The organism is Luteipulveratus halotolerans, from assembly GCF_001247745.1.
GTDB lineage: Bacteria > Actinomycetota > Actinomycetes > Actinomycetales > Dermatophilaceae > Luteipulveratus > Luteipulveratus halotolerans.
This window is the reverse complement of record NZ_LAIR01000002.1, coordinates 1,087,698-1,111,364: the sequence shown is the minus strand read 5'-3', so window position 1 is coordinate 1,111,364 and position 23,667 is coordinate 1,087,698. Positions and strand designations below refer to the sequence as shown.

General features: G+C 71.3%; 23 protein-coding genes, 1 pseudogene and 1 riboswitch. Of the genes and pseudogenes, 10 read left to right on the top strand and 14 right to left on the bottom strand.

What is annotated here, in order from left to right; genetic code table 11:
* Positions 1-15: 15 nt before the first annotated feature.
* The 3 genes from VV01_RS05860 to VV01_RS05850 are packed head-to-tail and all read right to left on the bottom strand — an operon-like array spanning position 16 to position 4,052.
* Positions 16-717 carry an ion channel gene (locus VV01_RS05860; protein WP_082220844.1) on the bottom strand — a complete coding sequence of 234 codons (702 nt, stop codon included), beginning with the start codon at positions 715-717 and terminating at the stop codon, positions 16-18.
* Complete coding sequence (locus tag VV01_RS05855) at positions 714-1,280, bottom strand: hypothetical protein (RefSeq protein ID WP_157508759.1); 567 nt, start codon at positions 1,278-1,280, stop codon at positions 714-716. Before VV01_RS05855 ends, VV01_RS05860 begins: the two co-directional genes overlap by 4 nt.
* Positions 1,281-1,301: 21 nt before the next feature.
* Complete coding sequence (locus tag VV01_RS05850; protein ID WP_407942897.1) at positions 1,302-4,052, bottom strand: DNA translocase FtsK; 2,751 nt, start codon at positions 4,050-4,052, stop codon at positions 1,302-1,304.
* A gap of 170 nt (positions 4,053-4,222) precedes the next feature.
* Positions 4,223-4,335: riboswitch (SAM riboswitch) on the top strand.
* 16 nt (positions 4,336-4,351) lie between these two features.
* Here VV01_RS05850 and VV01_RS05845 point away from each other — a divergent pair.
* Positions 4,352-5,725 carry an aminotransferase class V-fold PLP-dependent enzyme gene (locus VV01_RS05845; RefSeq protein WP_231635165.1) on the top strand — a complete coding sequence of 458 codons (1,374 nt, stop codon included), beginning with the start codon at positions 4,352-4,354 and terminating at the stop codon, positions 5,723-5,725.
* A 17-nt stretch (positions 5,726-5,742) separates the two neighbouring features.
* On the opposite strand, the gene VV01_RS05840 is transcribed toward VV01_RS05845, so the two are convergent.
* Positions 5,743-6,261, bottom strand: a complete 519-nt coding sequence (locus VV01_RS05840; RefSeq protein WP_050669067.1) for a hypothetical protein — start codon at positions 6,259-6,261, stop codon at positions 5,743-5,745.
* Positions 6,262-6,431: 170 nt separating this feature from the next.
* The gene (locus tag VV01_RS05835) at positions 6,432-7,367 is read right to left on the bottom strand and encodes an endonuclease/exonuclease/phosphatase family protein (protein ID WP_157508758.1); all 936 of its coding nucleotides are present in this window, start codon (positions 7,365-7,367) and stop codon (positions 6,432-6,434) included.
* Between the two features lie 123 nt (positions 7,368-7,490).
* On the opposite strand from VV01_RS05835, the gene VV01_RS05830 reads away from it, so the two are divergent.
* The 3 genes from VV01_RS05830 (at position 7,491) to VV01_RS05820 (ending at position 10,018) form a co-directional block, all read left to right on the top strand.
* A complete protein-coding gene (locus VV01_RS05830; RefSeq protein WP_050669065.1) occupies positions 7,491-8,135 on the top strand; it encodes a SatD family protein in 645 nt (214 codons plus the stop codon).
* A complete protein-coding gene (locus tag VV01_RS05825; RefSeq protein ID WP_050669064.1) occupies positions 8,132-8,884 on the top strand; it encodes a hypothetical protein in 753 nt (250 codons plus the stop codon). Before VV01_RS05830 ends, VV01_RS05825 begins: the two co-directional genes overlap by 4 nt.
* Before the next feature lie 156 nt (positions 8,885-9,040).
* Entirely contained in the window at positions 9,041-10,018 is a 978-nt protein-coding gene (locus VV01_RS05820; protein ID WP_050669063.1) for a helix-turn-helix domain-containing protein, read from the top strand.
* Between the two features lie 3 nt (positions 10,019-10,021).
* Here VV01_RS05820 and VV01_RS05815 read toward each other — a convergent pair whose 3' ends face one another.
* Positions 10,022-11,704 carry a ribonuclease J gene (locus VV01_RS05815; protein ID WP_050669062.1) on the bottom strand — a complete coding sequence of 561 codons (1,683 nt, stop codon included), beginning with the start codon at positions 11,702-11,704 and terminating at the stop codon, positions 10,022-10,024.
* A complete protein-coding gene (dapA, locus tag VV01_RS05810; protein WP_050669061.1) occupies positions 11,701-12,588 on the bottom strand; it encodes a 4-hydroxy-tetrahydrodipicolinate synthase in 888 nt (295 codons plus the stop codon). The genes VV01_RS05815 and dapA overlap by 4 nt, the downstream gene beginning before the upstream one ends.
* 250 nt (positions 12,589-12,838) lie before the next feature.
* On the opposite strand from dapA, the gene VV01_RS05805 reads away from it, so the two are divergent.
* Both VV01_RS05805 and VV01_RS22245 read left to right on the top strand, forming a co-directional pair.
* Positions 12,839-13,633 (top strand): thymidylate synthase, encoded by a 795-nt coding sequence (locus VV01_RS05805; RefSeq protein WP_050669060.1) that lies wholly within the window; start codon positions 12,839-12,841, stop codon positions 13,631-13,633.
* The gene (locus VV01_RS22245; protein ID WP_071606305.1) at positions 13,630-14,586 is read left to right on the top strand and encodes a dihydrofolate reductase; all 957 of its coding nucleotides are present in this window, start codon (positions 13,630-13,632) and stop codon (positions 14,584-14,586) included. The genes VV01_RS05805 and VV01_RS22245 overlap by 4 nt, the downstream gene beginning before the upstream one ends.
* On the opposite strand, the gene VV01_RS05795 is transcribed toward VV01_RS22245, so the two are convergent.
* A complete protein-coding gene (locus VV01_RS05795) occupies positions 14,571-15,533 on the bottom strand; it encodes a DUF3626 domain-containing protein (protein ID WP_050669059.1) in 963 nt (320 codons plus the stop codon). The two genes, VV01_RS22245 and VV01_RS05795, sit on opposite strands and share 16 nt — an antisense overlap.
* Before the next feature lie 157 nt (positions 15,534-15,690).
* On the opposite strand from VV01_RS05795, the gene VV01_RS05790 reads away from it, so the two are divergent.
* A complete protein-coding gene (locus VV01_RS05790; protein WP_050669058.1) occupies positions 15,691-17,556 on the top strand; it encodes an Hsp70 family protein in 1,866 nt (621 codons plus the stop codon).
* 4 nt (positions 17,557-17,560) lie between these two features.
* On the opposite strand, the gene paaE is transcribed toward VV01_RS05790, so the two are convergent.
* From paaE to paaA, 5 genes are read right to left on the bottom strand one after another with little or no spacing between them, the layout of a single operon-like run.
* The gene (gene paaE, locus VV01_RS05785) at positions 17,561-18,676 is read right to left on the bottom strand and encodes a 1,2-phenylacetyl-CoA epoxidase subunit PaaE (protein WP_050669057.1); all 1,116 of its coding nucleotides are present in this window, start codon (positions 18,674-18,676) and stop codon (positions 17,561-17,563) included.
* Positions 18,676-19,164 (bottom strand): 1,2-phenylacetyl-CoA epoxidase subunit PaaD, encoded by a 489-nt coding sequence (gene paaD / locus VV01_RS05780; RefSeq protein ID WP_050669056.1) that lies wholly within the window; start codon positions 19,162-19,164, stop codon positions 18,676-18,678. Before paaD ends, paaE begins: the two co-directional genes overlap by 1 nt.
* Entirely contained in the window at positions 19,158-19,961 is an 804-nt protein-coding gene (gene paaC, locus VV01_RS05775; RefSeq protein ID WP_231635164.1) for a 1,2-phenylacetyl-CoA epoxidase subunit PaaC, read from the bottom strand. Before paaC ends, paaD begins: the two co-directional genes overlap by 7 nt.
* Positions 19,958-20,254 carry a 1,2-phenylacetyl-CoA epoxidase subunit PaaB gene (gene paaB, locus VV01_RS05770; RefSeq protein WP_050669054.1) on the bottom strand — a complete coding sequence of 99 codons (297 nt, stop codon included), beginning with the start codon at positions 20,252-20,254 and terminating at the stop codon, positions 19,958-19,960. Before paaB ends, paaC begins: the two co-directional genes overlap by 4 nt.
* Positions 20,251-21,294: a 1,2-phenylacetyl-CoA epoxidase subunit PaaA gene (paaA, locus tag VV01_RS05765; protein WP_082220841.1), complete on the bottom strand. Its 1,044-nt coding sequence runs from the start codon at positions 21,292-21,294 to the stop codon at positions 20,251-20,253. Before paaA ends, paaB begins: the two co-directional genes overlap by 4 nt.
* 82 nt (positions 21,295-21,376) lie before the next feature.
* Between paaA and VV01_RS05760 the strand changes: the two genes are divergently transcribed.
* From VV01_RS05760 to VV01_RS05750, 3 genes and pseudogenes are all read left to right on the top strand, one after another.
* Positions 21,377-21,919 carry a GNAT family N-acetyltransferase gene (locus tag VV01_RS05760; protein WP_050669053.1) on the top strand — a complete coding sequence of 181 codons (543 nt, stop codon included), beginning with the start codon at positions 21,377-21,379 and terminating at the stop codon, positions 21,917-21,919.
* Positions 21,916-22,606, top strand: a pseudogene (locus tag VV01_RS22770) (AzlC family ABC transporter permease). The gene VV01_RS05760 and the pseudogene VV01_RS22770 overlap by 4 nt, the downstream one beginning before the upstream one ends.
* The gene (locus VV01_RS05750) at positions 22,603-22,917 is read left to right on the top strand and encodes an AzlD domain-containing protein (RefSeq protein WP_050669052.1); all 315 of its coding nucleotides are present in this window, start codon (positions 22,603-22,605) and stop codon (positions 22,915-22,917) included. Before VV01_RS22770 ends, VV01_RS05750 begins: the two are co-directional and overlap by 4 nt.
* Here VV01_RS05750 and VV01_RS05745 read toward each other — a convergent pair.
* Positions 22,914-23,651: a FadR/GntR family transcriptional regulator gene (locus tag VV01_RS05745; RefSeq protein ID WP_050669051.1), complete on the bottom strand. Its 738-nt coding sequence runs from the start codon at positions 23,649-23,651 to the stop codon at positions 22,914-22,916. The two genes, VV01_RS05750 and VV01_RS05745, sit on opposite strands and share 4 nt — an antisense overlap.
* Positions 23,652-23,667: the final 16 nt, after the last annotated feature.

Sequence of the window (23,667 nt, the reverse complement as noted above, 5' to 3'; positions counted from 1 at the left end):
GCGAGCCGCGGCGCCTCAGCCGGGAGTCCTGCTGAACTTGGCCAGCATCATCCCGAGCAGCCGCGCCACCACCAGCGCGATGTAGTAGAGGCCCGACAGCTGCTCCAGCATCACCACCGACCGCGCGTGGGTGCCGACCGGTGAGATGTCGGACAGGCCGGTGTTGGTCATCGTGGTGAAGGACAGGAACAGCAGCTCCATCCAGCTCAGGTCACCGTGGTGCTCGGCGGTGGCGAACTGGTCGGCGCCCCAGACGACCTGCACCACGCCGTACAGGTAGGCGAACGCCCACGCCACGACGGTGAAGCAGGCGCCGGTCGCGAACATCTCGTCGGTGGTGACGTGCTCGTCGCTGAACATGTAGCGGATCAGCCCGTAGGCGAGGTAGAGGTAGAACGCGGCGTGCGTGATGCCGCTCAGCAGCTGGACGACGTCGTGGTCGGGCGCGAACGCCTCGGCGATCGTCAGCACGGCCGCGGGGACGCCGAGCGTCACCAGCACGCGCGACAGGGCCGGCGTCATGCGCACGGCTGCCACTGCGATGACGAGCACGAGCAGCTGGAACAGCGAGAACGCCGCTCGACCGATGTCGCTCTCGGTGAACGGGTAGACGACGATGCCGAGCAGCTGGACGATCAGCAGCGCCGCGCAGGGCAGGGTCCGGATGCGCCTGAACCAGCCGGCGGGCCCCTCACGGCCCGTGACCGCCGTGCTCACGGTCGTTCCTCGCGAGTGGCCGGCTGCCAGGCCGGCTGGTGAGGGGCGGTGACCGGGCGACCGCGGTTGGTCATCGCGTAGGCGATGGTCGCGGCGAGGGCCGGGACCCAGCCCAGCAGGACGCCCCACCACGGAGCGCGTTCGAGCACGTCGGCCCAGTACGCCGGCGCGCGCCCGCCGCCGATCTGGTCGGCGTAGACGATCGCCCACGGCACCTGCGCCGTTGTGGTGGCGAGGACGACGGCCATCCAGGTGAGCAGCAGGACCGCCGGCGCCGGCGTACCGGCGACGAGCAGGCGGGCGCTGAGGAAGGTGAGCAACCCGGTGATCACCGCCGCGAGCACGACGACGGCGACGAACGCCAGCTGCAGGGTGCGGCTGCGTCCGTCGGTGAACGGCCACACGAGCTGGTCGAGGCGGTGCACCACCAGCAGGTCGAGGGTCTCGCGGGTGCGGACGCCTTCGCGGCGGATCAGATGACCGGCGAACGAGGCCGCGACCTGCAGGACGAGCAGGACCACGGCTGCGGTCGTGGCCGCGCGGCCGGCTCTGGCCCTGATCACGGGCAGGCTCCGGCTGCGGGCTCAGCCATGTCGGTCGGTCAGCTCCCAGGCGTCCTCGGACTCACCGTCGTCGCCGCCACCGTCGTGACCGTCGTGGTAGGTCACGCTGTCGTCGGCCGTCGGGACGTCCTCGCCACGCAGCAGCGCCAGCGTGGTCGGCAGGTCGTCGGGCTGGACGAGCACGTCACGCGCCTTGGAGCCCTCGGACGGGCCGACCACACCGCGCGACTCGAGGAGGTCCATGAGGCGGCCGGCCTTGGCGAACCCGACGCGCAGCTTGCGCTGGAGCATCGAGGTGGAGCCGAACTGGCTGGTGACGATCAGCTCGGCCGCCTGCAGCAGCACGTCGAGGTCGTCACCGATGTCCTCGTCGATCTCCTTCTTGGGCGCGCTCACCGTGACGTCGTCGCGGTAGCGCGGCGTCAGCTGTTCCTTGACGTGTGCGACCACGCCCTGGATCTCCGACTCCTTGACCCAGGCGCCCTGCACACGCATGGGCTTGGAGGCACCCATGGGCAGGAACAGCGCATCACCCTGGCCGATGAGCTTCTCGGCGCCGGGCTGGTCGAGCACGACGCGGGAGTCGGCCAGGGACGACGTCGCGAACGCCAGTCGTGACGGCACGTTGGCCTTGATCAGACCCGTGACGACGTCGACCGACGGGCGCTGGGTCGCGAGCACCAGGTGGATACCGGCGGCACGTGCCAGCTGGGTGATGCGGACGATCGACTCCTCGACGTCGCGCGGCGCGACCATCATCAGGTCGGCGAGCTCGTCGACGATGACCAGCAGGTAGGGGTAGGGCTGGATGACACGCTCGGACCCCGGCTGCGGCTGGACCTTGCCCGCGCGGACGGCCTTGTTGAAGTCGTCGATGTGCTTGTAGCCGAACGCCGCGAGGTCGTCGTACCGCGTGTCCATCTCGCGCACGACCCACTGGAGCGCCTCGGCGGCCTTCTTGGGGTTGGTGATGATCGGCGTGATCAGGTGCGGGATGCCCTCGTAGCCGGTGAGCTCGACCCGCTTGGGGTCGACGAGCACCATGCGCACCTCGTCGGGCGTCGCGCGCATCAGGATCGAGGTGATCATCGAGTTGACGAAGCTGGACTTACCGGCGCCGGTCGCACCCGCGACGAGCATGTGCGGCATCTTGGCGAGGTTGGCGGTGACGTAGCCGCCCTCGACGTCCTTGCCGACGCCCATCACCATCGGGTGCTCGTTGCCGCGCGCCGCCTGGCTGCGCAGCACGTCGCCCAGACTGACCGTCTCGCGGTCGGTGTTGGGGATCTCGATGCCGATGGCCTTCTTGCCCGGGATCGGGCTGAGGATGCGCACGTCGGCCGAGGCGACGGCGTACGCGATGTTCTTGGACAGCGCGGTGACCCGCTCGACCTTGGTGCCGGTGCCGAGCTCGACCTCGTAGCGGGTGACGGTCGGCCCACGGGTGAAGCCTGTGACCTGGGCGTCGACGCCGAACGACTCCAGCGTCTCGGTGAGCGCCTCGACCACCTTGTCGTTGGCCGCCGAGCGCGACTTGTGGGGCGTGCCCTGCTCGAGCAGCTGGCTCTCGGGCAGCGTGTAGGTGACGTCGCCCGCCAGCGCGAGCTGCTCGACCCGTTGCGGCAGCTGCTGGGTGGGCGGCGCCTCCAGGCCGCGGCTGGTCTGCTCGGCGAGCGCCCCGGGCTGGGGCTTGGGCAGCTTGCTGCCGCGCTTGGCGCGTTCGAGGGCCTCGGCCGCTGCACCGCCGCTCGTCGCGCCCTCGACCTCGTCGTGGTCGTAGACCTCGACGTCGTCGGCGGGTGCCTTCTCGCCCGGGCGCAGCGCGCGCCCGCTCTTGGTCCGTCGAGGGGCGACCTGGGCGGCCTGCTCGAACGCCTCGTCGCCGACGACGCTGTCGTCGTCCTCGGTCTTGGCCTTGCGGGTCGTACGCCGGCGCTTCTTGCCGTCGATGTCGGCGCCGTGGCGGTCGGCTGCGACGGCGTCGAGCTCGTCGTCGGTGCTGTCGGACTCGCTGTAGTAGAGGAGCCGGTCGCGGGCCTCACGCAGGCGGTAGCCGATCTGGTGGACCGGCGTCGCGGTGACGACCAGGAGGCCGAAGATCCCGAGCAGCAGCAGGATCGGCACGGTGCCCCACACGCGGACGCCGGCGACGAGCGGGCTCGAGGCGAGGTAGCCGATCATGCCGCCGGCCCGGTTGACCGCCTCGGTGCCCTCGGACGGCTCGGGCATGCCCTTGGCGAGGCTCGCCAGGCCGCACGCCGAGAACGCCAGCATGACCAGACCGATGATGATGCGGTTGGTGGGCTGGTGCCCCTTGGGCGAGCGCATCATGTGCACGCCGAGCAGCAGCAGGACCAGCGGAAGGGCGAAGCCGGCGACCCCGAAGGTGCCGGCCACGACCGAGTGGACGATGTCGCCGAAGCGGCCCGACAGGCCCCACCACTCACGGGCGGCGACCACGATCGCCAGCGCGATCAGCAGGAAGCCGATGCCGTCGCGGCGGTGCTCGGGCTCGAGGTCGCGCGCGGACGTGCCCACGCGTCGTGCGGCTCCACCGGCCACGTGTGCGACTCCCATCCAGGTGCCGCGCACGGCGCGCAGCGGCAGGGGCAGACCTCCACCCTGGGCCGGACGGCTGCCGCGAGCGGTCGCGGCACCCTTCTTGGCCGGTGGGCGGGTCGAGGTACGACGGCCTGAGGACTTCGGACGCGCCGACGTCGACCGGTTCCCGCTGGAGCCGGTCTTGGACGACGTGGACTGACGTGTGGCCACGCTCGCAGAGTAGTCGCGAACCCCATCAGACCCATAGGTCACACGCGGGGTGCGGCGGCTTTTCTCGGCCGGCGCGGCAGCCGGCGTGCGGCTCGGTGCGCTCTCAGATGTCAAGACTTGCTGCCCACGGGATGGACCCCCGGCGACGGCTGTGGCTATCGTCGGGGACAGGTCAAGAGTCTCAGCGACAAGCCCCGGCTGGCTGAGCGGCAACCCTCCATCGCGGTGGGGTGCTCCGGGTGACGACCCGGCCGACGGCATCCGCCCTCGGCAAGCGCGAACGTCCAAGGAGCGTCCCTGTGTCGACGGCACCCCACTCCCCCGCTGCCCCTGCGCCCCGCCTGAGCCTGGTTCGCCAGAGCCCGCGTCCTGCACCTCGGACGACCGGTGACCTGCCGCTCACCGTCGGCGCCGAGCTCGGCGTACCCACCATCCACCGCACGGTCGTCGACTTCGGCAACCTCGACCACGCGGCCACGACGCCGGCTCTGGTCGCCGTCACCGACGCCGTCGAGGCGGTCCAGCGGCGCTACGGCTCGGTCCACCGCGGTGCGGGATACACCAGCCGCCTCACGACCGACTGGTTCGAGCAGGCTCGCGGCGAGGTCGGCCAGTTCGTCGGAGCCCGGGCCGACGACGAGGTCGTCTTCACCCGCAACACCACCGACGCCCTGCGCCTGCTCGCGCACACGCTGCCGCCGCGCACCAACGTGCTGGTGTTCGAGTCCGCGCACCATGCGGCACTGCTCCCCTGGACCGTCGCCCGGACCACGCGCATCCCCGTGCCGACCAGCGCCGAGGAGTCCGTCACGCTGCTCGACGACGCCCTCGCGGCCCTCGATCCCGCTGAGCCCGCACTCGTGGTGATCACCGGCGCGTGCAACGTCACCGGCGACATCTGGCCGGTCGCCGACCTGGCCGCGGTCGCCCGCCGCTACGGCGCGCGGACGGTGCTCGATGCCGCGCAGCTGGCTCCGCATCGCCGGGTCGACATCAGCGAGCTCGACGTCGACTGGGTGGCCTTCTCGGGCCACAAGACCTACGCGCCCTACGGTGCGGGCGCGCTCGTCGGCCGCACCGACTGGCTCGACGCCTCCGAGCCCTACCTCCCCGCGGGCGGCGCCACCCACACGGTCTCGCACCAGCACACGCGCTGGCAGGAAGGCCCGGCGCGGCACGAGGGCGGTACGCCCAACGCCGTCGGTGCCATCGCCCTGGCCAGCGCCTGCGCGACGATCTCGGCCCATCGCGACGCGATCGAGGCTCACGAGGCCGAGCTGCTCGACGCGCTGCGCGCGGGCCTCACCGAGATCCCCGGCGTGACGCTGCACCACGTCCTCGGCCCGGCTGCCGACGGCGTGGGCGTCGCGACGTTCACCGTCGACGGGTACGCCCCGTCACTGGTGTCGCAGGTGCTCGCCGACGAGTACGGCCTGGCCGTGCGCGACGGACGGTTCTGCGCCCACCTGCTGTGCGAGACGTTGTTCGACGGCGACGGCACGGCGGTCCGGGCGAGTGTCGGCCTGGCCACCACCCGCGAGCACATCGAGCGGCTCGTGCACGGCGTACGACGGCTGGTCGAGAACGGCCCGACGTCGACGTACGAGCACACCGACACCGGGTGGGTCGCTCAGGACGACCCGCGCGACCTGTCCGAGCCGCGCCCCTGGTGACCGAGCAACCAACCGACCTACGGGTGAGCCCTGCGGAGGGCTGACTGCAGTGCGGCAGCGCTGACCGTGCCGAACTTCGGCGACCTGAACGACGTGCTGCCCATGACGGGTTCGAAGATGCCCTCGTCGCCGCCGACGACCTCGGCTTCTCGGCCGTCCGGATGGACCTCGAGGAACAGGAGGTAGTCGGTGCTCGGCTCGACGTCGCGCATTCCCTGCATCGGCTCAGCGGGTGTTCCCGGCCGGATCAGGTCGATGGTCTGCCCGGCGGCCAGGTCACCCGCCAGGGCGTCGGTGACCGTGGCCGCACGCAGCTTGTGCGGCACGTCGTGGCCGGCCATCGGCACCGTCGACTCCCGGACCGACGACGACACCGTGAGGCGGGCGACCACCGTCGAGGCCGACGCCAGCTCGTCCAGGGACGCGTACGAGGGGTAGTCCGCCCGCACCTCACCGGCCTGATCGTGCGATGAGCACGCTGCCAGGGCGAGTGCGGCCACGAGCGCTGCGCCGGCGCGCCTGCTGCTCCCCTGCATCGCCTTCACCTCCCCTGAGCCCTCACGCACCCAGCAACCCGCGGGATGCCGGGTGCGTGAGGTGCGATCGGCGTCCTTCAGCCGAAGTATCCCCGTCCCCGCGCGTGGCGTCTACGACGCGGGAGCCGGGACTGCGCCTCGCGGTGCCGACGGGGCTCACCGACGCTGGATCAGCCGACGCGCAGGCGGGCCCAGACCGCGGCGTGATCGGTGCGCGGCACGGTCGTGACGCCGGCGTCGACGACGCCCATCCCGCGTACGAGCACGTGGTCGATCTGCACGAACGCCGGTGTACGGCCCTCGTGCGGCCAGGTCCGCACCCACCCGGCGCCGGTCGAGCCGTGGGCGTCGTGCATCGTGCGTGCGAGCGCTCGGAAGCCCGGGTGCGAGGACGAGGCGTTGAAGTCGCCGGCGATCACCAGGGGTACGTCGGCCGGCTGAGCTGCCCGCCAGGTGGCGAGCTCGTCGAGCTGACGGCGCCAGGAGCGTACGAGGTCGGGGATCGGCGGGTAGGGGTGCGCGGCACGCAGGACGTAGTCACCCTCCGGCGCGTGGACCGTGGCCACCGGCTGGTCGAACCTGCGCGGCACGTGCACGCTCTCCCGCTCGCTCAGCGGATGCGCACTGCGGATGACGGTGCCGTCCGCACCGGGGCGCGGTGCGCCCACCTGGTGCGGCAGGGCGGCATCCAGGCCGGCCTGCCGAAGCCGTGCGGCGGCATCGGGCGTGACCTCGACGAGGACGAGCGCGGTGACGTGCCGGTCGCGCACCTCGCGCACGATCGCCCGCGGGTCGGCCTGGCCGTACTGCAGGTTGGACACCATCACGACCTCGTCACGCGCGCCGGCGGCGACGGTGTCGGGGATCAGCGACCGGATGCCGAGGACGACCGGGGCGATCGTCACGAGCGCCGCGGCCACCACGAACCGGACGTCGCGCAGGGCGATGCACCCGATGAGCAGGAGCACGGCGAGCACGCCCAGCACCGGGAACACCGACTGCAGCACCGGAACACGCAGATGTGTGGTGTCGACCCAGCGGGTGGCCAGCCCGAGCGCCGTGAGCCCGAGCAGCCCGGCCACGACCCATCGCAGACCTGATCTCATCGTCTCCCCCGTGCTCGACCCCGAACCGGGCACCATCGTCGGGCATGAGGCTGAGTGCTCCACCACCGGTCCGAGACTCAAGAGATGACCTTCACTTCTCGCTTATGAAGGTAAGATCTTCACATGGCCGAAGTGAAGCATCCTGCTCAAGAGGCGACGCTCATCGGGGACCTCGTGCGATCGCGGGCCTCCGCCGACCGCGCCGCTCTGCACCGGCGGCTGGTCGCCGCCCTGTCAGATCTCGAGATCGACGGCACGATCGAGCCGGCAGCCGTCACCTTCGCCGACGAGCTCCAGGGGCGCTACACGACCGTCGGCGCCGCCGTGCACGCGGCGCTGCTCATCCGACTGGCGCTCCTGCCCGAGGCCGATGTGCGCTTCGGCATCGGTCGCGGCACGGTGACCACGCTCGACACCGACCGGCGCACCCAGGACGGCCCCGGCTGGTGGAGCGCGCGCGCCGCGATCGAGGCCACCGAAGCAGGCGAGCGACGTGCCGGGCTCCGCCTGGTGCGCACGACCTACAGCCCGTACGACGACGACCCCGCCGCCCCGGCCGTCAACGCCGCGCTCGCCTGTCGGGACCATCTGATGGGATCACTGGACGAACGCTCCCTGCGCATCCTGAGAGGCCTCATGACCGGTCAGACCAAGACCGCCCTCGCCGACGCCGAGGGCATCAGCGCATCGGCGGTGTCGCAGCGCGCCGTCCGCGACGGGCTCGACACCATCGTGCTCGCGAGCGACTGGCTGCGGCAGGTCCGATGAGCCACGTCGCGGTTCTCCTGCTCGCCGTCGGCGTGGCCGACCTGGCGCGCCCCCTCCGGCGTACGGCGCACTGGTCTCCCCTGGCCGTCGGCCTCGCCACCCTGGTCGGTGCTGCCCTCCTCGCCGGGCTCACCTCGGGCGCCGACATCGCCCTCCTGATCGGCTGCGCAGCCGTCACCGCCGGGTGGGTCGAGCTCAGTGCCCGCGCCGAACGACGTCATCGTGACGAGCTGCGCCCGCTCGTCGTGCTGTGCGGTGGGGTCGTCGGCCTGCTCGCCGTGTCCGGAGCGGGTTCGAGTGCCGACGGCGCGGTCGGGCGCTGGCTGCGCTGGGTCGACCTGCCCCCGTTGCACGACCTCTCGGCCGAGAAGTTCCTGCTGCTGCTCGCCCTCGGGCTCGTCCAGCTCAGCACCGGCAATGAGCTCGTCCGCCTGGTGCTGGCCGCTGTCGGCGCCCTCAAGCCCCAGGGGCAGCCCCAGCCCTCGGACCGGCTCAAGGGCGGGCGTCTGCTCGGCCCGCTCGAGCGCGTCTTCATCCTCGGCCTCGGGCTGGCGGGCGAGGTGGCCTCGGCCGGCCTGGTGATCGCGGCCAAGGGCCTCATCCGGTTCCCCGAGCTCAACGCCCGCCGCAGCCTCACTCAGGCACAGTCGGAGGTGGGCATCGACGAGGTGACCGAGTACTTCCTCGTGGGCAGCTTCGTCAGCTGGCTGGTGTCGTTGAGCGCTCTCGCGCTCGCAGCACTGGCCTGAGGTCGCACCGGCACCCCGTGCCGGATGCCGTGTGCCGCGTGCACACCGAACGCCAGGTCTCGCAACAGGTTCCAGATGGTCGTCATGCGTCGAGCCTGCTCGGTGCGCCGCCCCCACAACAGTGGCAGAAACGACGCTGTTCGCTAAAATCACGCCATGGCGACGTCCAGCCCCGGAACGGTGTCCGTGCTCGCGTACGACGGGATGACCGGCTTCGAGTCCGGCATCGTCGCCGAGGTGTTCGGCCTCACCTGGCCCGACATCGACCAGCCCTGGTACGACCTCAAGGTGTGTGCCGCCGACCGTCGCCCGCTCACGATGCTGGGCGGCGCGACGATGCGGACGGCGTACGACCTCGACCACTTCGCCGCCGCTGACACCGTCGTCGTCCCGAGCGTGCGCAACCCCGACGAGCCGGTGCACGCGGGAGTCATCGAGGCGTTGCGCAGCGCCCACGCACGGGGAGCCCGCGTCGTCTCGATCTGCTCCGGCGCCTTCGCACTCGCCGCCGCCGGGCTGCTCGACGACCGACCCGCGACGACGCACTGGCGCTACGCCGACGACCTGCAGCGGCGGTACCCGCGGATCAGGGTCGACCGCGACCCGTTGTACGTCGACGACGGCGACATCCTCAGCAGCGCCGGCTGCGCGGCAGGGCTCGACCTGGCGCTGCACCTCGTGCGACGCGACCTCGGGGCCGCGACCGCCAACGCCGTCGCGCGCCGACTGGTCGTCTCACCCCACCGCCCGGGCGGCCAGTCGCAGTACATCGAGGCACCCGTGGCCACTGACCCCGACGACGAGCGCCTCGCGGCGACGCTGGCGTGGGCGCAGGCTCACCTCGACGAGCCGATCCGCGTCGCGGACCTGGCCCGTCGTACGGCGATGTCCGAGCGCACCTTCGTACGCAGGTTCGCCGCCGCCACGGGTACGAGCCCGGCCCAGTGGGTCATCGAACGCCGGGTGCAGCGAGCCGTCGAGCTGCTCGAGACGACGGACATGCCGGTCGAGATCGTCTGCGGCGCAACAGGATTCGCGTCGCCCGCTGCGCTGCGCCACCACTTCGTGCCGCGGATGGGTACCAGCCCGACGGCGTACCGGCGGACCTTTCGGGCACAGCAGGTGGCCGGTTGAGCCTCAGGCGTCGATGACGATCGGGATGATCATCGGGCGCCGGCGCAGCTTGCTGCCGACGAACCCGCCCACTGTGCGGCGGAGCACCTGCTGCAGCTGATAGCTGTCGGTGATGCCCTTGGCGCGCGCTTCTTCGAGGGCTTCCTCGAGCTTGGGCAGCACGCGGTCGAAGACCTGCTCGTCCTCGGCGAAGCCACGGGTCTGGATCTCCGGCCCGGCCGCGATCTTGCCGGTCGCGGCATCGCGCACGACGATGATCGTCACGAAGCCCTCGTCGCGCAGGATGCGGCGGTCCTTGAGCAGCTCTTCGTCGGTCGCGCCCACGAGCGAGCCGTCGACGTAGATGTAGCCGCACGGGACCTTGCCCGTGATGGCCGCCCGGCCCTTGACCAGGTCGACGACCACACCGTCCTCGGCGAGCACGACGTTCTTGCGCGGTACGCCGGTCTGCACCGCGAGGTCGGCGTTGGCCACCAGGTGGCGCCACTCACCGTGGATCGGCATCACGTTGCGCGGCTTGACGATGTTGTAGCAGTAGAGCAGCTCGCCGGCGCTCGCGTGGCCCGAGACGTGCACGAGCGCGTTGCCCTTGTGCACGACCTTGGCGCCGAGGCGCATCAGACCGTTCATGACGCGGTAGACGGCGTTCTCGTTGCCGGGGATGAGCGAACTGGCCATCAGCACCGTGTCGCCCTCGCCGACGTCGATCTTGTGGTCACGGTTGGCCATCCGCGACAGCGCCGCCATCGGCTCACCCTGAGAGCCGGTGCAGATGAGCACGACCTGGTCGTCGGGCAGCTGGTCGAGCTTCTTGAGGTCGACCAGGACGCCGTCGGGAATGCGCAGGTATCCGAGGTCGGAGGCGATGCCCATGTTGCGCACCATCGACCGACCGACCATCGCCACCTTGCGGCCGTAGAGCTCGGCGGTGTCGAGCACCTGCTGCACGCGGTGCACGTGCGAGGAGAAGCAGGCGACGATGATGCGTCGCTCGGCGGTCTCGAAGACACGCTCGATCGCCGGTGTGATGTCACGCTCGGGAGTGGTGAACCCCGGCACCTCGGCGTTGGTGGAGTCGGTCAGGAAGAGGTCGACACCCTCCTCGCCGAGGCGAGCGAACGCGCGCAGGTCGGTGATGCGGCCGTCGAGCGGCAGCTGGTCCATCTTGAAGTCGCCGGTGCACAGGAGCGTGCCGCCCGGCGTACGGATGAACACCGCGAGCGCGTCGGGGATGGAGTGGTTGACGGCGACGAACTCGCAGTCGAACGGACCGATCTGCTCGCGCCCGCCCTCCTTGACCGCCATCGTGTAGGGCTTGATGCGGTGCTCCTTGAGCTTGGCCTCGACGAGGGCCAGCGTCAGGGTGGAGCCGATCAGCGGGATGTCGCGCTTCATGCGCAGCAGGTAGGGCACGGCGCCGATGTGGTCCTCGTGGCCGTGGGTGAGCACGATGCCGTCGATGTCGTCGAGGCGGTCGGCGATGTACTCGAAGTCGGGAAGGATCAGGTCGACACCCGGGTGGTCCTCGGGGAACAGCACACCGCAGTCGATGATCAGCAGACGCCCGTCGTGCTCGACGACCGTCATGTTGCGGCCGACCTCGCCGAGCCCGCCGAGGGCCACGACGCGAACACCGCCCTGGGCCAGTGCGGGGGGCGGGCCGAGCTCGGGGTGGGGGTGACTCACATCAGTCCTGACTTGGTCAGCGCCTCGCGCAGCAGTGCGCGGTGCTCATCGGGCGCCGGCAGCAGAGGCAGCCGGCAGAAGTCTGAGTCGATCACACCCAGCAGGTGCATCGCAGCCTTGGCCTGGATCGCGCCTTGGCTGACGTGCATGATCGCATCGACCAGCGGGATCAGCGAGGTGTGGATCTCGCGAGCGCGCACGAGATCACCGCGGTCGACGGCGGCGACCATCTCGGCGTACTGCGCGCCGGCGACGTGCCCGACCACGGACACGACCCCGACGGCACCCTGGGCCAGGTGCGCGAGGTTGACGACGTCGTCGCCGGAGTACCACAGCAGGTCGGTCTCGGCCATCAGCCGGCTGGCCTCGAACAGGTCGCCCTTGGCGTCCTTGACGGCCTTGACCTGATCGATCTCCGCGAGTCGGCGGATGGTGTCGGTCGCCAGCGCGGTCGCCGTGCGGCCGGGGATGTCGTACGCCATCGCGGGCAGGTCGGTCGCGGTCGCCACCGAGCGGAAGTGCTCGACGATGCCGGCCTGGGTGGGCTTGTTGTAGTAGGGCGTCACGATGAGGACGGCGTCCGCGCCGAGCTCGGCCATGCGTCGGGCGACGCGGGTGGAGTGCTCGGTGTCATTGGTGCCGACGCCTGCGGTCACGGCGACGCGGTCACCGACGGCGTCGACGACCGCCTTGACGGTCGCGAAGTTCTCCTCGTCGGTGGTGGTCGCGGACTCGCCCGTCGTGCCGTTGACGACCAGGCCGTCATGGCCCTGGTCGACCAGGTGCGAGGCGAGCTTGGCGGTGCCGTCGAGGTCGAGTGAGCCGTCGGCGTGCATCGGGGTCACCATGGCCGTCACGACGCGGCCGAAAGGAGTGCTCGTCATGGCTGATCAGGCTAGTCGCTGAGACCCCTGGACGCCCGCGCGGCTCACGGGCTGAGCGGCGGCGTCGGGTGAGACAAGTAGATCGCGTCGCCACCCGCTCGGGGGTCCGGGTGGCGACGCGATCACGGGTTACATCGGGGCGTACGAGGATTCGTTACGAGACATCATTGTGATCTGGATCACACTGAGTAGCGCCCGGGTGCGCGCCGGCGCGGCGCCGTGTCAGGGGCCGCTGCTAGCGTCACCGGTCGTGAAGCAGTACCTCTCCCTGCTCGAGCGTGTGCTCGACGAAGGCACCCGCAAGGACGACCGCACCGGCACCGGGACGCTCTCGGTGTTCGGGCATCAGATGCGCTTCCCGCTGCAGGACGGTTTTCCCGTCACGACGACCAAGAAGCTGCACCTGCGCTCGATCTTCGGTGAGCTGCTGTGGTTCCTGCGCGGTGACACCAACGTCGCATGGCTGCACGAGCGCAAGATCTCGATCTGGGACGAGTGGGCCGACGAGCACGGCGACCTCGGCCCGGTCTACGGCCACCAGTGGCGATCCTGGCCCACGCCCGACGGCCGCTCGATCGACCAGCTCGCCCGCGTCGTCGACGGCATCCGCACCAACCCCGACTCGCGCCGGCACATCGTCTCGGCCTGGAACGTCGCAGACGTCGACGACATGGCGCTGCCGCCCTGCCACACGATGTTCCAGTTCTACGTCGCGGACGGCCGGCTGTCGTGCCAGCTCTACCAGCGCTCGGGCGATGTGTTCCTCGGCGTGCCGTTCAACATCGCCTCCTACGCCCTGCTCACCTCGATGGTCGCGCGGGTGACCGACCTGCAGGTCGGCGACTTCGTGCACACGATCGGCGACGCCCACCTCTACCTCAACCACGTCGACCAGGCGCGGCTGCAGCTGACGCGCGAGCCCAAGCCGCTCCCCCGCCTGGTGCTCAACCCCGCGATCAAGGACATCGACGCGTTCGACCTCGACGACATCTCGCTCGAGGGCTACGTCGCCGACCCCGGCATCAAGGCGCCGGTCGCCGTATGACCGCTGCGGCCGACGCGCGCGACGGCCGCGTGCGGGTGCCACTGGTCCCTGCCTCGTACGTCGTCCTCACCCGCGAGGTCGACACCCGCACCGAGGTCGCGCTGCAGCTGCGCCGTGGCACTGGATACATGGACGGCTGGTGGGCGTGCGCGGCTGCCGGGCACGTCGAGTCCGGCGAGTCCGCTGCTGCCGCGGCGGTGTCCGAGGCTCGCGAGGAGCTCGGCATCGACATCGGCTCCGATGACCTCGAGCCGCTGACCACCCTGCAGCGTCACAGCCTCCTCGGACAGCCCATCGAGGAGCGGGCCGACTTCTTCTTCCGGGTGCGCCGGTGGCAGGGCGAGCCGTCGTTGCAGGAACCCGACAAGGCCGCCGAGCTGCGCTGGTTCGCGCTCGAGGACCTTCCGGACCGTGTCGTCCCCCACGAGCGCCAGGTGCTGGACGCCGTGGCCGCCGGTGCGGTGCCGCCCATCATGCAGCGGGGGTTCGAGCAGCGCCTGACCCTCGTCGCGGCCATGGGCACCAACCGCGTGATCGGGGCGGACGGCGACATGCCGTGGCACCTCAGCGACGACCTGAAGCGGTTCAAGGCGCTCACGACCGGCGGCACGATGATCATGGGCCGCGGCACCTGGGACTCCATCGGCCGCGCGCTCCCGGGCCGTACGACGGTCGTGGTCACCCGCGACCGCACCTGGTCTGCACCCGGCGCGGTGGTCGCCCACTCGCTGGCCGAGGCACTTGCGGGCGCGCCCGACGGTGAGCTGTTCGTCGTGGGCGGTGGCGAGATCTACGCACAGACCATCGACCTCGCCGACCGGCTCGAGCTCACCCTGGTCGACCAGGCACCTGAGGGCGAGACCGTCTTCCCGGAGGTCGACCCGGCACGCTGGCACGAGACCGCGCGCGAGCAGCGCGACGGGTTCGCCTGGGTGACCTACGAGCGCTCCTGATCGACCGCGCCCCGATCGACCAGGTGGTGCCACAGGTGCTTCAGCTCCTGCAGGACCTGCACCACATCGCCGTACGCCGCCCAGGCCGCGGGGTCGGCGACCACCGCCTGTACGGCCCGGCCGATCAGCTCGGCGTCCAGCTGCTGTCCCGGTCGCGCGAGCCGGGTGTGGACGTCCTTGGCCAGCCGAGGTGAGAGCTCGGTGCGGAACTGTGGGTCGAGCCCCTCGGCGTCGAGGACGTAGCCGTCGTGCCAGCGCAACGGCACCGCGAAGCGCGTCGCCATGCGCTGCAGGTCATCCCCCACCGGTGAGCCACGGAACGACGGGTCGGCCACCAGGGCCTCCACGTCCGTACGCAGGTCGACCCGGTGGTGGATCTGGGCCTCGACGTAGCGGTCGAGCCGCGCGAACCCTGCGTGGCGAGCGTGGACCTCGGGCATGTCATCGACGACCGCGGCCGCGACCACCGGGCCGAGCGTGTCCCACGTCCCGACCGCCGTGGGCTCGGTGACGCTGTCCCCGTAGGAGTACGTCGCGCACTCACGCAGATGTGGCCGCAGCCGGAGGTGGCAGGAGCCGAACCTGGGGCACGCTCCGGCGGCATATCCCACCAGGTCCAGGCCGCCGTACCTCGGGCGGTCGGCCGCGACGACACCGTCGTACGCCGACCCGAACATCGCCCGCTCCCAGCGCGAGCGCGCGCCGTTCATGACCGCGTCGAGGCCACCCGCTGAGATGCCGGTCTCGAACTGGGTGCGGTACATCCCGTCGTCGGCCAGCGCAGCCGCAGCCGTCCGCCCGTCACGGGACGGGCGGTCGGGGTGGAAGTTGATGGTGAGCGCGGCACGCCGCCGGACGTCCTCGAGGAGCGCGACGTCGACGTCGACACCCGTGCGCCGGGCGATGGACCTGACGTGCTCGAGAGCGGCCTTCGACGGTGTCGGCATGCGCACATTCTGAAGGGACACGCCGCATCAGCGCGCAGCCCCAGGGCGTTCACGGGTGAACCATGAGTTGACCCAGGTCCGGGTCGCGACGTGTACTGGTCACCAAGCCAAGAGGGCATCGCTCTCGGGGGCGGCGCCGCCGAGCAGAGGGGCGGAAGTGGACAAGATCGGCATCGAGGTCGGCACCGCGTACACGCGTGCCGTCCTGCACGTGGGCGGCAAGCGCCTGCACACGTCCGTACCCAGCGCTGTGGCGGTCGACCCCGCGGGTGACGTGGTCGTGGGCGAGGACGCTCTCGCGCGGATCGAGCAGAGCCCCAGCGCCGGACTGATCGGGCCGTCCCGCCGCGTGGGCGATCGGGTCCCGTTCATCCTCTCCGGCCGCCGGGTCACCGCCGAGTCGCTGCTCGGCGCTCTCGTGGCCGGTGTGATCGATCCGGTCCTGCTCCCGACCGAGCGTGACGCCGCGCAGGTCAGCCTCGTGGTTCCCGACGAGTGGGACGCCGACCGACGGGCGTCGGTCAGCGAGGCGGTGTCCGACGCGGGTTATCCGACCGTGCGCTGCGTCGGCCGCGCCGCGGCCGCGCTCGTCGCGCACGGTCTGCACGCCGACCGGCTGGTGCGCTGGGGCGGCCAGACCTACGACGCCGTCGTCGTCAACGCCGGCGCGAGCGGTATGACCGCCTCGGTCATGCGTCCCGCGGACGGAGCCTGGGGCCTGGTGCAGGGCTGCTCGACCACCGAGTTCGGCGCCGACGACCTCGACGACGCGATCGTGGCGCACACCCGTGCGAGCCTGCCAGCCGTCCTCGATGACCCGCCGTCCTCCCAGACGTTGCACCGCGCAGCCCGTGAGGCCCGCACCCAGCTCGGCTCGGCCGACACCGCGCGGGTCCAGTGGGGCACCGCCCCCGGCGAGGCGACCGTCGTGTCGGCGAGCACCCTCGAGACCGGTGTCGGTCGCCGCCTGCGCGCCGCGGTGCAGAGTCTGGTGCGGCAGGTCGACGACGCACTCGATGGTGGTCGGCCCTCCAGCGTCGTCCTCATCGGCGCCGCAGCGACGCTACCGCTGGTGGTCGACTCCGTCGCCGAGGGTTTCGGGCACGCGCCACTGGTCCACGTCGACCCTGAGCTCACGGCTGCGCGCGGCGCGCTGCGCCACCCGGCCATCGCCGTACACCCTGTCCCTGCCGCGGCGCCTCTGCCCGCGGCCGGTGGTGCGGCCGCAGCCGCGAGCGGCGCTGCTGCGGCTCCTGCTTCGGCAGCCGCGCCTGATGCGCCGCGCACCGTCGCAACTCCTCCCGGTGCCCCTGCAGCGTCCGTGCCTGCACGCACGCTCACCTCTGTTCCGCCGGTCGATCCTCAGGCCGCGACCGCAGCCGTACGACCTGTCCCGGTCACGTCGGCGCCGCGCGGACCGGTCAGGCCGCACCGCGACGGCGAGCACCGCTCCCGCGTGCTCCTCGCGGGTGGCGCGATCGCTGCGTCGGCCCTGCTCATCGCGGGGGCGAGCCTGGCCTCGTCCCTCTTCGGCGGTTCGGACTCACCCGCCTCGGCGCAGTCGACACCCTCGTCGGTCGTGACCTACTCGCCGACGCCCACCCCCACGGCCACGCCGTCCGTCGTGGCCACGCTGCCCGAGGTCGAGTCGGCCGAGCCGCTCTACAAGAAGGTGCGGCGTTCGACCGAGCGGTCCACCGTCCGTGAGGAGCCTGCTCCCCGTCGTACGACCGAGAAGAAGCAGACACCCACGCCGAGGACGACCACACCGCGTCCCACCACGCCCAAGCCTCCGGCTCCGAAGCCCACGACGCCCAAGCCGACCGCACCGAAGCCGACGGCTCCCAAGCCCACGACGCCCAAGCCGACGGCCCCCGCGCCCACCGCACCGAAGCCGACGGCTCCCAAGCCCACGGCGCCGAAGCCCCCGACGCAGCCGAAGCCTTCGGCGACCTCGTCGCAGCAGCAGCCGGCGACGAGCAGTCAGGCATCGGCGCAGCAGCCGGCGTCCACGACGCGGTAGGACCTCAGGCGTCGTAGTCGAGGGTGACCGTGTCCGTGACGGGGTGGGCCTGGCACGCCAGGACGACGCCGGCGTCGACCTCCTCGGGCTCCAGCGCGTAGTTGCGGTCCATCCGGACCTCTCCCTCGACGACGCGCGCACGACAGGTGCCGCACACCCCGCCCGTGCAGCTGAACGGCGCGTCCGGGCGCTCGCGCAGTGTGGCGTCGAGGATCGACTCCTCCTTGCTGGGCATCGGGACCTCGGTCGTGCGACCGTCCAGGTTGACCGTGACGACTGCTTCGGGTGGTGCCCCGGGATCGGTGACGACGACCGAGGCAGGAGCGCCGACCTCGTCGACGTGGAACACCTCGTGATGGACGTGCTCGTGCCCGACACCGTTGTCGTTCAACAGCTCTCGGGCGTCCTCGACCATGCCGAACGGGCCGCAGATGTACCACTCGTCGACGCCGTCGATGGGCGCGAGTGCAGCCAGGATCCGGTCGAGGCGGTCTCGGTCGAGCCGTCCGTGGAACAGCTCGACGTCCTGCGCCTCGCGCGAGAGCACATGGATGAGGTGGAACCGACCGGAGTGGGCGTTCTTGAGGTCCTCGAGCTCCTCGAGGAACATGATCGAGTCGGTACGGCGGTTGCCGTAGAGCAGCGTCACCCGTGACTGCGGCTCCTCCTCCAGGACCGTCGCGAGCAGCGACAGCACCGGAGTGATGCCCGAGCCGGCGGCGACGAACACGTGGTGCCTGCTCACGTCGGCGTCGGTCGGGCAGGTGAAGCCACCGAGCGGCGACATCACCTCGATCTCGTCGCCGACGTCGACCTTCTCGTTGAGCCACGTCGACATCGCGCCACCGGCGACGATCGCCGAGCCGACGCGAACCTCCTTGCGTCGCAGCGACTCTGAGCGTGAGAGGCAGATGGAGTACGAGCGGCGCACGTCTTCGCCGTCGATCGTCGCACGCAGCGTGAGGTGCTGCCCGGGCTCGAACGCGAAGACGTCGGCGAGCTCGTCGGGCACCGCGAACGACACCGCCACCGCTCCGGGTGTCAGCTGCTGAACCCCGGAGACGGTGAGCGAGTGGAACCGCGGGCGGCTGCGGCGAGCGGGCTGGGAGACGAGCGCCATCACAGGGCCTTGAACTCTTCGAACGGCTCGCGGCAGGACAGGCAACGGCGCAGCGCCTTGCACGACGTCGACCCGAAGCGCGAGATCTCCTCGGTGTCGTGCGAACCACACAGCGGGCAGTCGACACGGCGCACGCTGAGCCCGACCGCCACGGGCTCGTCGGAGCGCACGTGCGGTGGCGCAACACCGAAGCGCCGCAACGCATCTCGGCCACGCTCGGACATCCAGTCGGTCGTCCAGGCCGGCGACAGACGGGTGGTCACCTCGGCGCACAGACCGTGATCGGTGACCACGCGTTCGATGCGTGCGCGGATCGCCTCCATCGCAGGGCAGCCGGAGTAGGTGGGCGTGATGGTCACGCGCACCACACCGCCCTCGACCGCGACATCGCGCAGGATGCCGAGGTCGTCGATCGAGATGACGGGCACCTCGGGGTCGGGGACGGCGCGTACGGCCTCGACCACGTCGGTCGCGGTTGCGGTCACCATGACGCCCCCGGGTGCGAGCGTGCGATGTGCTGCATCTCGGCGAGCAGGTGGCCCATGCTCTGGTCGTGGACGCCGATGCGGCCCCCGCGCGAACGCCAGGTCACCTCGTGAGGGAGGGTCAGCGTCGCTCGTACGACGACGTCGCCGACACGCTCGACCACCGCGTCGTGGAGGGCCGACGGCAGCGCCCCGACACCGGCCGACGCGGCCGCGACCGACACCTCGTCGTCGTCGAAAAGCTCTGCCAGATAAGGGAGTACGGCCTGCAGAGAATCCTGCATACGCACGTGCGACTCGTCGGTGCCGTCACCGAGACGAAGCACCCACTGCTCGGCGTGGTCACGGTGGTAGGCGGACTCCTTGACGGCCTTGGCAGCGACTGCGGACACGACCGGGTCGCGCGAGTCGACCAGTGCGGCGTACAGCTCGCACTGGTAGGTCGCGAACCACAGCAGCCGCGCCATCTCGAACCCGAAGTCACCACGCGGCTGCTCGACCAGATGAACGCTGCGGAAGTCACGCTCGTCGCGGAAGTAGGCGAGGTCGTCCTCGGAACGACCTGTGCCGTCGAGCTCGCCGGCACGCGTGAGCAACGCTCGCGCCTGGCCGAGCAGGTCGAGCCCGATGTTGCCGAGAGCCATGTCCTCCTCGATCTGAGGGGCCCGCGAGATCCACTCGCCCAGCCGCTGCGCATAGATCAGGGCGTCGTCGCCGAGGTGCAGGCAGTACGCCGCGGTCAGCGAGTCTCCCTGTGGCACAACGGGTCTCGGGTCGCGGCCGAGAGGAACAGTCGTCACAGGTATTCCACGTCCTCGGGCACGTCGTAGAACGTCGGGTGCCGGTAGATCTTGTCGGCCGAAGGGTCGAAGAAGGAGTCACGCTCGTCCGGGCTGCTCGCGCGGATGTCGTCGGACCGCACGACCCACAACGACACACCCTCCTGCCGGCGGGTGTAGAGGTCGCGCCCGTTGCGAAGCGCCATCTCGGCATCGGGGGCGTGCAGTGACCCGACGTGCACGTGCGACAGACCACGCTTGCCGCGTACGAAGATCTCCCACAAGGGCCAGCTGCCCTGCTGTGCCTCGGTCATGCCACGGCTCCCTTCGCGCGGGCGGCGGTCTTGTCGGCGTACGCGCTCGCGGCCTCGCGCACCCATGCACCTTCGTCGTGCGCTCGGCGACGGTGGCTGATGCGCGCGGCGTTCATCGGGCCGTCGCCCTTGATGACGCGCCACAGCTCGTCCCAGTCGATCGCGCCGAAGTCGTAGTGGCCGCGCTCGTCGTTCCAGCGCAGGTCGGGGTCGGGCAGGCTGAGGCCGAGCTTCTGGGCCTGCGGCACGGTCATGTCGACGAACTTCTGACGCAGGTCGTCGTTGCTGAACCGCTTGATGCCCCAGGCCATCGACTGCTCGGTGTGGCCACCGGAGGCCGCCTCGCCGGAGTCGGGCGGGCCGAACATCATCAGGGCCGGCCACCACCACCGGTCGGCGGCGTCCTGGGCCATCGCACGCTGCGCGTCGGTGCCGCGCGCGAGCGTCCACAGGATCTCGAAGCCCTGCCGCTGATGGAACGACTCCTCCTTGCAGACCCGGATCATCGCGCGGGCGTAGGGCCCGTAGGAGCAGCGGCACAGCGGCACCTGGTTCATGATCGCGGCGCCGTCGACCAACCAGCCGATCGCGCCGACGTCGGCCCAGGTGGCCGTCGGGTAGTTGAAGATCGAGGAGTACTTCTGCCGCCCCGAGTGCAGCTTGTCGAGCAGCTCGGAGCGGTCGACGCCCAGGGTCTCGGCCGCGCTGTAGAGGTAGAGCCCGTGCCCCGCCTCGTCCTGCACCTTGGCCATCAGGATCGCCTTGCGGCGCAGCGAGGGCGCCCGCGAGATCCAGCTGCCCTCGGGCTGCATGCCGATGATCTCGGAGTGCGCGTGCTGGGCGATCTGGCGGATGAGGGTGGTGCGGTAGGCCTCGGGCATCTCGTCGCGCGGCTCGATGCGCTGCTCGGCGGCGATGAGCTCGTCGAACGAGCCGGGCGTCGTACGCCGCTCGGTCGCCGTCGGGAGCACGTCGTCGAGGGCGCCGCCCTCGGCCGCGTTGAGCGGTTCGGAGGGGTCGGCGAAGTCGTTCCCGTACATATCTCCAGCATGCCCGCCGTGACACTCTTCTGCAAATGTGTGTCATGTCTGTCATACGCCCGTGGGTTGTCAGACTGAGCCGGTGACCTCCGAGCAGCCCGTTCCTGACAGCGCCGTACGCACCGCGCGCGTGGCCGACGCCGCGGCGGTCGGGGCGGTGCAGAGTGCGGCCTGGCGTGCCGCGTACGCGGACGTGCTGCCGTCGGAGGTGCTCGACACGTTCGACGCCGCAGCGTTCGCCCAGGTGTGGGCGCGGTCGCTGAGCGACCCGCCGTCGCCCCAGCACCGGCTGCTGGTCGCGACCAGCGCGGACGACGTCGTCGGCCTCGCAGCCATCGGGCCGACCGGCACCGAGGGCCGCGGAGAGCTGCTCGTCCTCGGTGTGCACCCCGATGCCCGACGGACCGGGCACGGGTCACGGCTGCTCAACGCCGCAGCAGACACGTTGCGCGCCAACGACTTCCGCGAGGTCGAGGCATGGATACCGGCACGCGACGAGGCCGCGCGAGCGTTCCTCGAGGCCTCCGGGCTGCGCCCGGACGGCGCCTGGCGCGAACGCGAGGTCAGCGACGACGGCAGCACCGTGCGAGAGGTGCGCCTCACGGCCCTGCTGCACGACACATGAGCACGCACGCCCCGGCCGACGCCGACGGTGTCGCCCGACGCGCAGTCGTCCGCCAGAGCGTCTCGGTGGCCACCGCCACCGGGCTGTACGGCGTGAGCTTCGGGGCCCTGGCCGTCGCTGCCGGTCTGTCCACCTGGCAAGCGGTCGCACTGTCGGCGTTGCTGTTCAGCGGGGGTTCGCAGTTCGCGCTCGTCGGCGTCATCGCAGCCGGCGGCGATCGCGACGTCCACACTGCTCGGCGTGCGCAACGGTCTCTACGGACTCCAGGTGAGCAGGTTGCTGCAGGCGCACGGCTGGCGGCGGCTGCTCGCCGCGCACCTCACGATCGACGAGTCGACCGCGGTCGGCGTCGCCCAGCCCGAACCACGGCTGAGCCGAGTCGAGTTCTGGTGGACCGGCCTCGGCGTCTTCGTCGGCTGGAACCTCATGACGCTCGTCGGAGCACTCATCGGCGAGGCCATCGGTGACCCGACGACCTACGGCCTCGACGCCGCCGCGGTCGCCGCGTTCATCGCCTTGCTGTGGCCGCGGCTCGGCACGACCGAGGCCCGGCTCGTCGCCGTGGCACCCGCGGCGATCGCGCTGGCACTGGCCCCGCACACCGCAGCCGGCGTACCCGTCCTGGCCGCCACCGCGGCTGCCGTCGGCGCCGGCCTGCTTCCCCGCCGCGCGCAGGAGCCGGCATGAGCCTGTGGTGGACCGTCCTGGTCGCCTGCGCGGCGGCGTACGCCCTCAAGGTGCTCGGCTACGTCGTCCCCGCGCATCTGCTCGACGGGCCGGTCGTGTCGAGGATGGTGCGCCTGCTGCCGATCGCCCTGCTCGCGGCGCTGGTGGTGGTGCAGGCGTTCGTCACCGGCGACGGCTCGCTCGTGCTCGACGCGCGAGCGGCGGGACTCCTCGTCGCCGTCACCGCGCTGGCGCTGAGGGCACCGTTCGTCGTGGTCGTCGTGCTCGCCGCCGCGACGGCCGCGGGCCTGCGCGCCGCCGGGATCGGCTAGTCCGGGTCGACGCCGATCGAGGCGAACGCCGTACGGATGTGCTGCTCGACCAGGTCGGCGGCGGCATCGGCCTGCCGCGCCTCGATCGCCCGCATGATCCCGTGATGCTGCTCGCGCAGGGCCGCGCGGTGCTGGTGCCAGTCATCGACCCTGCGCAGACCGGCGAGGATCGGCAGACGCATCGACTCACGGATCGCGATGGTCATGTCGGCGGCGAGCCGGTTGCCCGCGGCCCGGGCGATCGCGACGTGGAACTCGGTGTCGAGCGCGTTGAACTGCTCACGGTCGAGGCCGTCGTCGTCCATCGCCTCGAGCACCTCGCGCACCCGCGCGACCTCGCCGGGAGATGCCTGCTCCGCGGTGAGCGCCACGGAGAGCCGTTCGAGCACCACGCGCACCTCGGTGACGTCCCGGCCCGGGAAGTTGGCGAGCGCGACGTGCAGGCGAAGCATCCGGGTGAGCGCCTCGTGCGGTGTGGCCGCGATCGTCGTACCGCCGGTGGCACCGGCCCCGACCGCTGAACGCACGACGCCGGACGCCTGCAGGGTACGGACGGCCTCGCGCACGGCCGACCGGCTCACCCCGAGCTGCTCGGCGAGGTCGCGCTCGGCGGGCAGCTGCTCGCCGACCTTGAGCTCGCCGCCCAGGATGCGCTTCTCGACCCAGGCGACGACGACCTCCCATGCGCGGGGTGGACGCGCGGCCTGATCACGGTCACCGGGGGCTGAGGTCACCCGCTGAGCCTAGACG

Coding starts and splice junctions, on each gene's coding strand:
- VV01_RS05840 (WP_050669067.1), bottom strand. CDS start 6,261: ATGCAGGGGAGCAGCAGGCGCGCCGGCGCAGCGCTCGTGGCCGCACTC.
- VV01_RS05835 (WP_157508758.1), bottom strand. CDS start 7,367: ATGAGATCAGGTCTGCGATGGGTCGTGGCCGGGCTGCTCGGGCTCACG.
- VV01_RS05830 (WP_050669065.1), top strand. CDS start 7,491: ATGGCCGAAGTGAAGCATCCTGCTCAAGAGGCGACGCTCATCGGGGAC.
- VV01_RS05825 (WP_050669064.1), top strand. CDS start 8,132: ATGAGCCACGTCGCGGTTCTCCTGCTCGCCGTCGGCGTGGCCGACCTG.
- VV01_RS05820 (WP_050669063.1), top strand. CDS start 9,041: ATGGCGACGTCCAGCCCCGGAACGGTGTCCGTGCTCGCGTACGACGGG.
- dapA (WP_050669061.1), bottom strand. CDS start 12,588: ATGACGAGCACTCCTTTCGGCCGCGTCGTGACGGCCATGGTGACCCCG.
- VV01_RS22245 (WP_071606305.1), top strand. CDS start 13,630: ATGACCGCTGCGGCCGACGCGCGCGACGGCCGCGTGCGGGTGCCACTG.
- VV01_RS05795 (WP_050669059.1), bottom strand. CDS start 15,533: ATGCCGACACCGTCGAAGGCCGCTCTCGAGCACGTCAGGTCCATCGCC.
- paaE (WP_050669057.1), bottom strand. CDS start 18,676: ATGGCGCTCGTCTCCCAGCCCGCTCGCCGCAGCCGCCCGCGGTTCCAC.
- paaD (WP_050669056.1), bottom strand. CDS start 19,164: ATGGTGACCGCAACCGCGACCGACGTGGTCGAGGCCGTACGCGCCGTC.
- paaB (WP_050669054.1), bottom strand. CDS start 20,254: ATGACCGAGGCACAGCAGGGCAGCTGGCCCTTGTGGGAGATCTTCGTA.
- paaA (WP_082220841.1), bottom strand. CDS start 21,294: ATGTACGGGAACGACTTCGCCGACCCCTCCGAACCGCTCAACGCGGCC.
- VV01_RS05750 (WP_050669052.1), top strand. CDS start 22,603: ATGAGCCTGTGGTGGACCGTCCTGGTCGCCTGCGCGGCGGCGTACGCC.